This window comes from Micromonospora sp. NPDC050276 (assembly GCF_044459545.1).
Classification (GTDB): domain Bacteria; phylum Actinomycetota; class Actinomycetes; order Mycobacteriales; family Micromonosporaceae; genus Micromonospora.
Map to the genome: position 1 here is coordinate 382,709 of NZ_JBITJA010000007.1, position 12,705 is coordinate 395,413.

Consider the following 12,705-nt stretch of genomic DNA (forward strand, 5'->3'; position numbering starts at 1 on the left):
CCGGGCCCTGGCGGTACTTCACGAGGACGAGGTGATCGACCCGGCTACCGTGCTCAGGCGTCGAACTTGCCGGACTTGACCCCCTGGACGAAGTCAATCCACTGACCGGCGCTGAATGCTAGCGCCGGTCCCTGTCGGTCCTTGGAGTCCCGTACCTGTGCGGTGTGGTCCGTGTACCGGGCCTCTACGCAGGCACCGTTGCCGCCACTGCGGGTGCTGGTGCGCCATTGGTTATCGAGCGCCCTCATGGCGTCTCCTTGTCACGAAGCTTCTTGATCAATTTGGTTGAGTCCGTGGGTGACAGTGCGGCTGCTCGCAGGTTGCTGAACACCCGTGCGCACCGGTCGACGTCCTCGCCCTCAGCGTAGAGGTCACCGGTCAGTCCCTCGATGTACACCACCCCGGGTCCTTCCTCGAAGCCAAGGATGTGGAAGCTGGACACCATCGAGGCGTAGGCGCCCTCTCGGAACGGGATGACCTGGATGGTGATGTTCCAGCGCTTCTGGGCTTCGAGCAGAGTCGTGAGCTGTTCTGCCATGACCTCTGGCCCACCGATCTGGCGGTGGAGTACTGCCTCGTCGATGACCGCCACGAGCTTTAGTTGACCATCGGTCAGCAGCCTCTGTCGTTCCGTCCGTGCGGCTACTCGCTGGGCCACCCCATCAGGCGTCGGTTGCGAGGCGTCGGCGCTGATGATCGCTTGGGCGTACTCGGCGGTCTGGAGTAGGCCGGGCACTACCAGCGTCTCGAAGTTGTGGATCTCTGACGCGGCGGACTCCAGGCCGATGTACTGCCGGTAGGAATTCGGCAGATCGCCGTACTTCGCCCACCAGCCGCGCTGCTTGCCGCTGCGAGCCATCGACAGCAACGTCTCCCGCAGTTCGGCATCGATGACGCCGTACCGATCGAGTAGTGCGTTGAGCGCCGGTCCCTTCAAGCCGACGCGCCCCTGCTCGATCCGACGCAAGGTGCTCGGTGACACCTCAATCAGCGCGGCGGCTTGCTCGACGGTCACGCCTGCTTCTTCGCGGCCTCGCTTCAGCTGTGCGCCGAGCTGGAATCGCAGGAACGTCGGGCTCTCCATGGGCGTCATGATGCCTCGCCTTCCTCGCGTTCGCGTGGCCACACGCCGTGTGTCATTGGCAACCGTAGGTCATTGACCTCGCATAAATGCGCGCGCAAAATGGCGTTGTGATTCACAGCACGCAAACGCGAGGGAGCAAACATGTCTCGGCATGTGCCCTATGGCGAGTACATCGCGGCAGTCGCTATGACCCTGGCTCGCAGGCATAAGCCGGTGTGGTCGTGGATCAGGTGGCGGAACGTCTGCAGGTGCGGCAACGAGTTGCCCTGCCGAGCTAGACACAGGATCCCGATCAATCGGGGTCACTGGCCGGGTGAGAGCTGATGACGAGGCATGGACCGGTACTCCCGCTCTGGTTGTGCGAGACCTGTGACCGGCCCTGGCCCTGTGCCACCCGCCGTGCCGAGCTGTTGAGCGACTGCGACCGGACAGCGCTGGCCCACTACATGAGCCTCTGCCTGATCTCCGCTGGACAGGACTTGAGCTGGGCACCTGGCGATGTGCTGCGGCGCAGGTTCATCGGGTGGCTGCCGTGAAGCCGGGAGACGTCGTGTTCATCGGCCGGGCCTGCTCGGTGCAGTTCACCGGGGACCGGGCGCTGTTGATACGGCTGGTGTCCCTCGGCGAGGTCGACCCATATAACGGGTGGACATGGCTTACGGGCTACGTGCTTGACGCGCGGGGGATGGCCAAGGACAAGCGCGAGCTGTACGTCATGAGGGCCGGGCTACGCGTCGCCCCGGCACCCGCGGTGGTCGGGAAACAGGGGCGTAGGAGGCGCGTCAGTCCGCGCGTACCGGCCTGACAGGTGCGACCCGACCGATCGCGACGGGACCGGACAGCCGACGGGCCGGAGCAGCGCTGCTCCGGCCCGTCGTGGTCTGACAATCGGCTACTGCTTGAGCATGTTGTCCAGCAGCAGGGCGCAGCGGATCAGCCCGAGGTGGCTGTACGCCTGCGGGTGGTTGCCCAGCCCGCGCTCGGCGAGCGGGTCGTACTGCTCGGGGAGCAGCCCGGTCGGGCCGGCGGTCAGCACCATCTGCGCGAACAGCTCCTCGGCGTCGGTGCGGCGGCCGGTGCGCAGGTACGCCTCGATCAGCCACGCCGTGCAGATGTGGAAGCCGCCCTCACGGCCGGGCAGGCCGTCGTCCCAGTGGTAGCGGTAGACGACCGGGCCGCTGCGCAGGTCCGCCTCGATCCGCAGGACGGTGGACAGGAAGCGCGGGTCGTCGCCCGGGAGCAGGCCGGAGAGCCCGATCCAGAGCGACGAGGCGTCCATGTCCTCGTCCCCGTACGCGACGCTGTACGCCTCGACGTCGGAGTGCCAGCCGTGCTCCAGCACGTTGGCACCGATCCGGTCGCGCAGGTCCTTCCACTCGGGCCGGTCCTCACCGCCGTGCTCGCGCATCACGTGCAGCGCCCGGTCCACGGTCATCCAGCACATCACCTTGGAGAAGACGTGGTGCCGGGGTGGCAGCCGAGCCTCCCAGATGCCGTGGTCCGGCTCGTGCCAGCGGCGGCGGACCGCCTCGACCATGTTCTCCAGGACCCGCCACTCGTCGTCGCGGACCGAGCCGCGGGCGTCGGCGACGGCCGCGATCAGGTCGGCGATCGGGCCGAAGACGTCCAGCTGCAACTGGTGGTTGGCGAGGTTGCCGACCCGGACCGGCCGGGAGCCGGCGTACCCGGGCAGCGTGTCGATGACCGCCTCGGCGCCCAGCTCGTAGCCGTCGATGGTGTAAAGCGGGTGCAGCCGCTCCGGGTGCCCGCCGGTGCGCTCGATGCAGCCGTCCACCCAGCGCAGCAGCGCCTCGGCCTCCTCGACGGAGCCCAGGTCGACAAGCGCGCGGGCGGTCAGGGCGGCGTCGCGCAGCCAGCAGTAGCGGTAGTCCCAGTTGCGGACGCCACCCAGCTCCTCGGGGAGCGAGGTGGTCGCCGCGGCCAGGATCGAGCCGGTGGCCTCGTGGCAGAGCCCGCGCAGGGTGAGGGCGCTGCGCGCGACCAGGTCGCGGGCGGTGGACGGCAGCCGCAGCGAGGCCACCCAGTCCTTCCACGGCTGCTCGGCGGCGGCCTGCCGCTCGTGGATCGGCACCCGGTGGTGCTCCAGGCTGTGCGTGCCGAAGCGCAGCTCCAGCACGACCTGCCCGCCGGCCGCGGAGAGGTCGACGACCGCCTTCGCGGTCTCGTAACCGCCGTCGTTGCCGACCTCCCACTCCACGCCAGGGGCGTAGAGCGCGACCGGTTCATTGGAGCCGAGCACCAGCAGGCCGTCGCCGAGCGGCTGCAACTGCACGGCGACCTGACCGAACTCCGGCCTCGGCGCGAACTCCACCCGGGCCTTGCCACTGCCGGTGAGCACCCGGACCAGGGTCGAGTCGCCGGTGATGACCGCTGGGCTGTCGTCCGGAGTGGTCTCCCGGGCCGGCTTGTCCAGCCAGTCGGTGACGGTGAGCCCGGACCAGCGGGTCTCCACGGTCATCGTGCCGGAGCGGTAGCGCTGGCCCAGCGGGATGCCGCCGCGTTCCGGGGTGATGCTGAAATGGCCGGCCGGGCTGCCGCCGACCAGATCGGCGAAGATCGCCGCCGAGTCGGGCTTGGGGTGGCAGAGCCAGCTCACCTTGGCCTCGGGGGTGAGCAGCGCGACGGTACGACCGTTGGCCAGCATGGAGTGCCGCTCGATCGGCACGGCCCGCTCGCCGAACAGCCAGTGCCGCCGGGTCTCCAGCAGCAGCGCCAGTGCCCGCGCGGCCTCCAACGGGTCGGCGACCCGGTAGTTGGCCTGGGTGTCGCCGGGGCCGATCTTGATGCCGAGGTCGGGACCGTGCAGGTTGCCGAACGCGTTCTCGTCGGTGATGTCGTCACCGATGAACAGCACCGCGCTGGCGGCGAGCTGGGTGCGGAGCTGGTCGACCGCCGTGCCCTTGTGGGTGGCCACGACGGACAGCTCGATGACCTCCTTGCCCTGGGTCACCGTGACGCCGTCGAAGGTGGCCGGACCGTTGAGCACCGCCTCGATGGCCGAGGCCGCCACCTGCGGGTCGATTCCCCGGGTGTGCATCGCGACGCTGGCCGGTTTGCGTTCCAGCCGGATGCCCGGGTGCTCGGCGGCGATCTCGCGCAGCGCGTTGCGGACCTGGGTGCGCACCGCGACCAGTTCGGGGGAGAGCCGCTCGACGAAACCGATGTCGAACTCGGAGCCGTGGCTGCCGACGAGGTGCACCTCGCTGGGCAGCCGGGAGAGCGCGGCCAGATCGCGCAGCGCCCGGCCGGAGACCACCGCCACGGTGGTCTGCGGCAGCGCGGCGAGCGCGCGGACCGCGGCCACCGACTCGGGCAGCGGTACGGCCGTGCTCGGGTCCTCCACGATCGGTGCCAGCGTGCCGTCATAGTCGCAGGCGATCAGGAGCTGGGGGACCCGGGCGATCCGGCCGATGGCGGAACGCAACTCGGGGTCCATGACCCCGGTGGCGTTTGCCGCCCCATCGTTGACGGTCGTGTTCACTCGGCCTCCGCCTCGGGAACTCCCAGCTCCGAGAGGAACGACTTGGCCCAGTGGCCCACATCGTGGGTACGCAGGTGACGTTGCATGGTCCGCATCCGGCGGCGTGCCTCGGTTTTCTCCACGTGCACTGCCCGGAGCAGGGCGTCTTTGACCGCGTCCGGGTCGTGCGGGTTACACAAAAATGCCTGGCGCAGCTCCGTTGCGGCGCCGGCGAACTCGCTGAGGACGAGGGCGCCGCCCTGGTCGGCACGAGAGGCTACGTATTCCTTCGCCACCAGGTTCATCCCGTCTCGCAGCGGGGTCACCATCATGACGTCGGCAGCAACGTACATCGCGGCAAGCTCACTGCGACTGTACGACTGATGCAGATAATGCACCGCCGGCACGCCGACCCTGCCGAACTCGCCGTTGATCCGGCCGACCTCGCGCTCGACCTTGACCCGAAGTGCCTGGTAGTGCTCGACGCGCTCGCGGCTGGGTGTGGCGACCTGCACCATGACGGCGTCGGGGACTGTCAACTTTCCGTCAGCCAGCAGCTCCCGGAAGGCCTTGAGCCGCAACTCGATGCCCTTGGTGTAATCCAGCCGGTCCACGCCCAGGATTATCGTCTTCGGGTCGCCCAGCTCGGCGCGAATCTGCTTGGCCCGGGCCTGGATCGCCGGGTCGGCGGCCATCCGCTCCATCTCCTGGGTGTCGATCGAGATGGGGAAGGCGCCTGCCTTCACCTGCCGACCGTCGACCTGGATCATCTGCCCCTCGTAGCGCAGCCCGAGCAGGTGCCGGGCCAGCCGGACGAAGTTCTGCGCGGCCAGCCGTTGCTGGAAACCGACCAGGTCGGCGCCGAGCAGACCGCGCAGGATTTCGGTACGGAACGGCATCTGCATGAACAGCTCGATCGGCGGGAACGGGATGTGCAGGAAGAACCCGATCCGCAGGTCCGGGCGGAGCTCGCGGAGCATCGCCGGCACCAACTGGAGCTGGTAGTCCTGCACCCAGACCGTCGCACCCTCCGCCGCCACGTCGGCCGCGGCCTCCGCGAACCGGGCGTTGACCAGGCGGTACGCCTCCCGCCAGCGGCGCTTGTAGGCCGGCGTCTCCACGGCGTCGTGGTAGAGCGGCCAGATCGTCGCGTTGGACTGGCCCTCGTAGTAGCGCTCCAGCTCCTCCGCGCTGAGCGGGACCGGGTGCAGCCGGATCCCCTCCAGGTCGAACGGCTCGGGGGCCGCGCCGGTGCCACCGGCCCAGCCGACCCAGGTGCCCTGGTGTTCGGCGAGTACGGGATGCAGCGCGGTGACCAGCCCGCCCGGGCTGCGTCGCCACTGCCGTCCCTCGGGTGTGCTCACCTCGTCGACCGGCAGACGGTTCGCCACTACGACAAAGGAGCTACGGACGGTCACGATCGGCCACCTCCGGGTACTGACGGGTCCACCGCGATGAGCGTACTGAGCGTAGCTGCGGCGTCTTGTGCCCCGTGCCGGAGTCTCCTACCCGCCTCCTTCTGGCCGAATCCTGAAGGTGATCTTGTCGACAGGTCGAGGGTCAGAGGTCGATGATCGGCCATTCCTTGGGCAGCACCTCGCCGAGCAGCTCCCGCCGATCCGTCATGATCGGAACGACCGCTCGGGCTGCCGCTTCGATCGCAACCTGGGCGAGATCGATGCTGCCCAGGAAGCGGGACCAGCCGCCCAGGATGGGGCACATGTTGTGATCGACCGGCGTGACAACTACAGCTTCGAGATCGGAGACGATGTCCAGCAGCGGCCAGCCGTCGCTGGACACCCGGCGATATGCGGCTGTCAGGCACATGGCCGGAATGATCACGGACTCCCGGCGGTAGGCAACCTTGGCGATCTGGATGCCCACAGCCGGTTCTCCTTCGGCGTAGGCCAGCAAAGCGGTGGTGTCGAGTACGAGGCCCGCGTCAGTCACGAACCTGCAGCCGTCCCCGCGACGCCTCGTTGAGCAGCGCGGCGGCCTTGGCGCGCAACTCGGGAGTTATCGCCTGGCGAGCCTGATCCAACTTGCGCCCGGCCTCCTCAAGGCCCTCGTCGGTGATCTTGAACCCGATCTGTTCCAGGGTCCGCCGGGTTCGTTCACCGACCATTCGTTGGCGGATGCTCTCCGTCACGAAGGCCGACACGTTGGGCTCGGCGGCCAGCCGTTCTGCGACGTCGTCAGGGATGCTGATGGCGATCTTCTTGGTCACACTCAAGACGGTAGTGAGTTATACCGACGCCGGCAACGCGGCGCGCCCGCGTACTCCTGGGGCGGGGTGATGTGGGCGAAGCGCGTCGTACCTGTCAGGATTGACGATGGCGTGCGCGCGGCCGGCTCCCGGCCGGCGGCGGCGGGCGGTCCTCGCAGCCCGCGCCGCGCCGCCGATCAGCGACAGCAACCGACGGAGGTAGCCCGCACCGTGGCCCAGTACATCTACGTCCTGGAAAAGGCGCGCAAGGCGCACGGCGACAAGGTCGTGCTCGACAACGTCACGTTGAGCTTCCTGCCGGGGGCCAAGATCGGTGTGCTCGGTCCGAACGGCGCCGGTAAGTCCAGCCTCCTCAAGATCATGGCAGGGCTGGACAAGCCGAGCAACGGCGAGGCCCGACTCATGCCCGGCTACACCGTGGGCATGCTCGCCCAGGAGCCCCCGCTCAACGAGGCCAAGACCGTGCTCGGCAACGTCGAGGAGGCGGTCGCCGAGACCAAGGCCAAGCTGGAGCGGTTCAACAAGATCGCCGAGCAGATGGCGACCGACTACTCCGACGAGCTGATGGAGGAGATGGGCAAGCTCCAGGAGGAGCTCGACCACCTCGACGCCTGGGACATCGACTCCAAGCTCGAACTGGCCATGGACGCGCTGCGCTGCCCGCCGCCGGACGCCGACGTGACCCAGCTCTCCGGTGGTGAGCGTCGCCGGGTCGCCCTCTGCAAGCTGCTGCTGGAGGCGCCCGACCTGCTGCTGCTGGACGAGCCCACCAACCACCTGGACGCGGAGAGCGTCTCCTGGCTGGAGCAGCACCTGGCGAAGTACGCCGGCACCGTCATGGCGATCACCCACGACCGGTACTTCCTCGACAACGTGGCCGGCTGGATCCTGGAGCTGGACCGTGGCCGGGCGATCGGCTACGAGGGCAACTACTCCACCTACCTGGAGAAGAAGGCCGCCCGGTTGGCCGTCGAGGGTCGCCGCGACGCCAAGATGAAGAAGCGCCTCACCGAGGAGTTGGACTGGGTCCGCTCCAACGCCAAGGCCCGGCAGACCAAGTCCAAGGCCCGCCTGGACCGGTACGACGAGATGGCCAGCGAGGCGGAGAAGACCCGCAAACTGGACTTCGAGGAGATCCAGATCCCGCCGGGTCCGCGCCTGGGCAGCACGGTCATCGAGGCGAACAACCTCAGCAAGGGCTTCGGTGACCGGCTGCTGATCGACAACCTGTCGTTCTCGCTGCCGCGCAACGGCATCGTCGGCATCATCGGCCCCAACGGCGTCGGCAAGACCACCCTGTTCAAGACCATCGTCGGGCTGGAGCAGCCGACCAGTGGGTCGGTCCGGGTCGGTGAGACGGTCTCGCTGTCGTACGTCGACCAGAACCGCGAGGGCCTCAACGGCGACAAGACCGTCTGGGAGGTTGTCTCCGACGGGCTGGACTACCTGATGGTGGGCAAGGTCGAGATGCCGTCGCGGGCGTACATCGCCGCGTTCGGCTTCAAGGGCCCGGACCAGCAGAAGCCGACGAAGGTGCTCTCCGGCGGTGAGCGCAACCGGCTCAACCTGGCACTGACCCTGAAGATCGGCGGCAACGTCATCCTGCTCGACGAGCCGACGAACGACCTGGACGTGGAGACGCTGTCCAGCCTGGAGAACGCCCTGCTGGAGTTCCCCGGCTGCGCCGTGGTCATCTCGCACGACCGGATGTTCCTGGACCGCGTCGCCACGCACATCCTGGCCTGGGAGGGCGACGACCAGGACCCGGCCAAGTGGTTCTGGTTCGAGGGCAACTTCGAGGCGTACGAGAAGAACAAGATCGACCGCCTTGGCGCCGAGGCCGCCCGGCCACACCGGGTGACCTACCGCAAGCTGACCCGCGACTGACCGGCCCGACACGGTGTCTGACCGCTTCGTCTACCACTGCACCCTGCGCTGGTCCGACCTGGACGCGTACGGCCACGTCAACAACTCGCGCTTCCTCACCCTCTACGAGGAGGCGCGGGTGGCGTTGATGTTCGCCGGGGGCCGGGCCTGGGGAGTCGGCTCGTTCGCCGACGGCGTGGTGATCCGCCGCCACGAAGTGGACTACCTGCGCCCGGTCGACTACGCGCTCGGCCGGGCCACGGCGGAGGCGGCACCCACCGTGCGGATCGAGTTGTGGGTGGAGGAGATCCGGGCCTCCCGGTTCACCGTCGCCTACGAGCTGTACGACGGGGAGGTGCTGGCCAGCCGCGCCCGCTCGGTGCTGGTGCCGTTCGACCTGACCCGTCAGGTGCCCCGGCGGATCACCACCGAGGAACGGGACTTCCTGCTCACGTACGCACCGCAGGGCGGTGTGGCGTGACCCAGCCGGGCACCGCTGAGCCGGGCCGGGTGGCGGCGTCGGCGTACACCCATGGGGTCGCCGGGGTGGCGGACGCGGGCGCCTTCCTGGCCAGGCTGGTCCGGCTGGATCCGGTCGCACCGGTCCGGTTGCGGCCGGCCGGTGTGCCCGGCCGGGTCGCCCTGTGGGCCCGCCTGCCGTGGCAGGTCCTGGTGGTCCGCACGGTGGCCGGCGGGCCGGCCGACGGTGCCGCCGAGGACGTCACGGTGGTCGCCGCGGAGCTGCTCGCGGAGCTGGAGCGCGGCGGCGCGGCCCTGCCGACCCGTCGGGACGCCCAGTGGCGGTGGCCGCTGCCGCCGGCGCGCAGCCATCAGGTGGAGGCGCTGCCCGTCGCCGAGCTGCGACGGATCGCGGACGCCGCGGCGGGCACCCTGCGGACGGCCAGCGAGCAGGGTGTCGCCGGCCGTGCCGTCGGCCAGCGGGCGTTGCGCGACGCGTTGCTCGACCACGTGGCGGTGCTGATCACCCCGGACGGCTCGCCCGCCGCGCCGGTGGAGGTGCCGCAGCGGCTGGTGCAGGGGGTGGTCCGGATGGGCTTCCTCGGTGCTGCCGGCGGCCCGGCGGCCGGCGATGGCGGGAACGCCGTTCAGGTCCGGGTGGCCGGTCGTTGGGTCGGCCTGGTGGGACCGCACGGAGCGGCCTGGTTGCAGAAGGCCACGGATCTTGCCGTGACGCCCCTCAGGGATCGTCCGAACGGATGACCCCGGGTCATTCTTCTGGGCAGGGGCGGTCGTTGGGGGGGTGCTTCAACCCGGCTGTCCGGGTACCGTCCATCCTCGGATCCAACGCACCGTAGGCGTCTGGATCCGCTGGGGAGTGAGGTGCGCGAGCGATGCCGTGGTGGTCATGGCGCCCCGGTCCCGCCGACGGCGGCGATCCGGATACCCGAAGCGGGACCACAGTCGATAGCGCGGTCCGGATCGGGCCGCCCAGCCCTCGCCAGCCGGGGGACGACTGCCCGTCCAACGAGCGGCCCGTGCTGACCGAGATGCCCGCCACCGTCGAGCCGGTGAGTCTGCGCCGGGTCTGTGACGCGCTCGATCTGCTCGACGTGCGTTATCTGGCCGACGGCGACGGCAACCTGCTGGCCATGTGGGAGCGGCACGCCGTGCTGGTCACCCTCGAAGGCCCGGAGGACGAGATCCTGGTCATGCGGGCACGTCCGCACGCCACGGTCCCACCGGACTGGGCCGACCGGGCGTACCGGGTGGTCAACGAGTGGAACCACACCCGCCGGTTCTGCAAGGCGTACATCGGCGATCCGACCGAGCGTGGTCAGCTGCCGATCTACGCCGAACTGCAGGTGCCGCTCGGTGCCGGCACCCACGACGCGCTGCTGGTCGAGATGCTCGACTGCGGCGCGGCGGTCGCCACCAGCTTCGTGGACTGGCTGCACGACGAGGGCGCGCTGCTCTGACGCCGCCCCCTCACCCGGCGGTCAGACGCCGCCGGCCGGGTCGTCCTCGACGTTGACCATGAAGTACGCGGCGCGCTCCAGGTAGTCCCAGAGGGTGCCTTCGACCTCCGGCTCAAGGTCGAGCCGGTCCACGGCGCGACGCATGTTCCGCAGCCAGGCGTCCCGTTCGGCCGCGCCGATCCGAAACGGCGCGTGCCGCATCCGCAGCCGCGGGTGACCACGCTGGGCGGAGTACGTGTTCGGCCCGCCCCAGTACTGCATCAGGAACAGGGTCATCCGGTCCGCGGCCGGGCCCAGGTCCTCCTCCGGGTACATGGGGCGCAGCAGGGGATCGGTGGCGACACCGGCGTAGAACTCGTCGACCAGCTTGCGGAAGGTGGGTTCGCCGCCGACCGCTTCGAAGAGGGTCATCGACGCACCGGGACGGTCGGATTCACCTGCGGAAGTCACCGCTCCATCCTGCCAGGTGCCCTCGGTGTCGGCCCGACCCGGACGGCGTGCGTCGAATCACGCCGCAGCGACGCCCCCGAATGCCGGCCGCCGCCCCCGCTCGGGCACGAGTCGGCGCAACGGGTCAGGTGACCGCGTGCCGGCGGTGGCCGTCATCGGCATGCGGGTCGGACGTACCCACTGCTGTGCCGTCACCGGCCGGGCTGCCCGGTGCGGAGGGCGGATCGGCGTTGGCCGCCGAGGCCGCGGCGATCGCCTCGTCCACCGTCTGCCGGTCCGGCCAGCGCAGCGCGGCGACCGCCATGAGCACCACCCCGGCCGCGCTCCACACCCCGACCACCACCGGGATGGGGAACCGCTCGGCGAGCACCCCGGTGACCAGCACCGCGAGACCCTGGATGACCTGGACACCGGTCGCCATCACGCCGAAAGCGCGGGCCCGGAAACCGTTGGGCAGCGCCTGGACGAACAGCCCGTTGGCCATCGGCAGCATGCCGGCGACCGCGAACCCGCAAGCAGCGGCGAGCAGGGCCACCACCAGCGGCGGGGGGTCGAGCAGTGCCGGCACGAGCACCAGCGGGGCGAGCACCGCGAGCGGTCGCATCAGCCGCAGCCGGCGGGCCGGCCCGAACAGGCGGCTCACCAGCAACCCGCCGAGAAGGAAGCCGATCGGGTTGGCCACCATGATCGCCGCCTGGGCCGTGCCCGCGCTCACCGCGCCGCGGCTCTCCTCGTTGGCCCAGGCCGCGGCCAGCCCCTCGGGAACGATCGAGAAGAGCATCGCGCTGAACACCAGCACCGCGATGGCCCGCAGCACCGGCGTACGGAACACGATGCCGAACCCCTCACGAGTCTCCCGCAGCAGGTGGCTGCGCTGCGCCGGGTTGGTCACCGCCGGGCGGTTGCGTACGCCGAAGCGGACCAGCAGCGCCGAGAGGCCGAACGTGGCCGCGTTGAACAACAGCGCCACCACCGGGTCGATCGCGGCGACCGCGGCGCCGAACACGTACCCGACGATCTGGGCGGCCTGCCCGACGCTGCTGTTCAGCGACAGCCCCACCACCAGCCGGTCCCCACTGAGCATCTGAGGCATCAGCGCGGACTTCGCCGCCTGGCTCGGTGGGTTGGCCAGCGTGGCGGCGAAGATCAGCACCAACACCGCCTGGTACGGCAAGTTCGGAATGGCGATGAGCACCATCAACGCCATGCGGATGAGGTCACACGCCACCATCACGCGCCGGTACGGGTAGCGCTCCGCGAGTGCGGCGAGCAGGGGACCACCGAGCAGCCAGGGCAGGAAGCTGACCGCGAAGGCGGTCGCGGAGAGCGCGACGGACCGGGTCTGCTGATAGACGAGCAGGGTGACGGCGGCCTTTGCCACGTAGTCGCCGACCCAGGAGAGAGCCCCAGCTGCGAATACAGCCCGGAACTCGTGCTGGGCGAACACTTCGCGAAAAGTGGCGGGGCCTTCCGCGGAAGGTCGCTCGTCGGGCACCGTCGCCTCCATCGGCCCCGGCTGGCCGCTCGTGGCAGCCCGGCCGGAAGCTCTCGTCAGATCTACGGATCAGCGAGGATGTGATCACGCTTTGGCAGGAACGCGTGCTCCGGATTCTGCCCGATCGTCTGACAACTAGCTAGGTCGAACGGGTCGTTCGTCGCC

13 protein-coding genes are annotated in these 12,705 nt (G+C 69.6%); 5 read left to right on the top strand and 8 right to left on the bottom strand.

The features are described 5' to 3' along the window. Positions 1 to 53 precede the first annotated feature (53 nt). On the bottom strand, positions 54 to 248 hold the full coding sequence (locus ACIBF8_RS18255) for a DUF397 domain-containing protein (protein WP_396784238.1): 195 nt from the start codon (positions 246 to 248) through the stop codon (positions 54 to 56). After that, positions 245 to 1,084, bottom strand: coding sequence for a helix-turn-helix domain-containing protein (locus ACIBF8_RS18260; protein ID WP_396784239.1), 840 nt, complete (start codon positions 1,082 to 1,084; stop codon positions 245 to 247). The genes ACIBF8_RS18255 and ACIBF8_RS18260 overlap by 4 nt, the downstream gene beginning before the upstream one ends. A gap of 523 nt (positions 1,085 to 1,607) precedes the next feature. Here ACIBF8_RS18260 and ACIBF8_RS18265 point away from each other — a divergent pair. Then, positions 1,608 to 1,889 (top strand): hypothetical protein, encoded by a 282-nt coding sequence (locus ACIBF8_RS18265; protein WP_396784240.1) that lies wholly within the window; start codon positions 1,608 to 1,610, stop codon positions 1,887 to 1,889. A gap of 87 nt (positions 1,890 to 1,976) precedes the next feature. On the opposite strand, the gene otsB is transcribed toward ACIBF8_RS18265, so the two are convergent. From otsB to ACIBF8_RS18285, 4 genes are all read right to left on the bottom strand, one after another. Beyond that, a complete protein-coding gene (gene otsB / locus ACIBF8_RS18270) occupies positions 1,977 to 4,541 on the bottom strand; it encodes a trehalose-phosphatase (RefSeq protein WP_396784345.1) in 2,565 nt (854 codons plus the stop codon). Positions 4,542 to 4,582: 41 nt separating this feature from the next. Further along, positions 4,583 to 5,983 carry a trehalose-6-phosphate synthase gene (locus tag ACIBF8_RS18275; RefSeq protein ID WP_030488230.1) on the bottom strand — a complete coding sequence of 467 codons (1,401 nt, stop codon included), beginning with the start codon at positions 5,981 to 5,983 and terminating at the stop codon, positions 4,583 to 4,585. Between the two features lie 142 nt (positions 5,984 to 6,125). After that, positions 6,126 to 6,515, bottom strand: coding sequence for a hypothetical protein (locus ACIBF8_RS18280; RefSeq protein WP_396784241.1), 390 nt, complete (start codon positions 6,513 to 6,515; stop codon positions 6,126 to 6,128). Further along, on the bottom strand, positions 6,508 to 6,792 hold the full coding sequence (locus ACIBF8_RS18285; protein WP_396784242.1) for a hypothetical protein: 285 nt from the start codon (positions 6,790 to 6,792) through the stop codon (positions 6,508 to 6,510). Before ACIBF8_RS18285 ends, ACIBF8_RS18280 begins: the two co-directional genes overlap by 8 nt. A 210-nt stretch (positions 6,793 to 7,002) precedes the next feature. Here ACIBF8_RS18285 and ettA point away from each other — a divergent pair, with 210 nt between their 5' ends. From ettA to ACIBF8_RS18305, 4 genes are all read left to right on the top strand, one after another. Continuing rightward, a complete protein-coding gene (gene ettA / locus ACIBF8_RS18290; protein WP_396784243.1) occupies positions 7,003 to 8,679 on the top strand; it encodes an energy-dependent translational throttle protein EttA in 1,677 nt (558 codons plus the stop codon). Between the two features lie 13 nt (positions 8,680 to 8,692). Further along, positions 8,693 to 9,139, top strand: a complete 447-nt coding sequence (locus ACIBF8_RS18295; RefSeq protein ID WP_112584127.1) for a thioesterase family protein — start codon at positions 8,693 to 8,695, stop codon at positions 9,137 to 9,139. Then, on the top strand, positions 9,136 to 9,879 hold the full coding sequence (locus ACIBF8_RS18300) for a hypothetical protein (protein ID WP_396784244.1): 744 nt from the start codon (positions 9,136 to 9,138) through the stop codon (positions 9,877 to 9,879). The genes ACIBF8_RS18295 and ACIBF8_RS18300 overlap by 4 nt, the downstream gene beginning before the upstream one ends. A gap of 131 nt (positions 9,880 to 10,010) precedes the next feature. After that, positions 10,011 to 10,595, top strand: coding sequence for a YbjN domain-containing protein (locus tag ACIBF8_RS18305; protein WP_396784246.1), 585 nt, complete (start codon positions 10,011 to 10,013; stop codon positions 10,593 to 10,595). A 21-nt stretch (positions 10,596 to 10,616) separates the two neighbouring features. Here ACIBF8_RS18305 and ACIBF8_RS18310 read toward each other — a convergent pair whose 3' ends face one another. Continuing rightward, positions 10,617 to 11,045 (bottom strand): globin, encoded by a 429-nt coding sequence (locus ACIBF8_RS18310; protein WP_396784248.1) that lies wholly within the window; start codon positions 11,043 to 11,045, stop codon positions 10,617 to 10,619. Between the two features lie 124 nt (positions 11,046 to 11,169). Beyond that, entirely contained in the window at positions 11,170 to 12,552 is a 1,383-nt protein-coding gene (locus tag ACIBF8_RS18315) for an MFS transporter (RefSeq protein ID WP_396784249.1), read from the bottom strand. Positions 12,553 to 12,705: the final 153 nt, after the last annotated feature.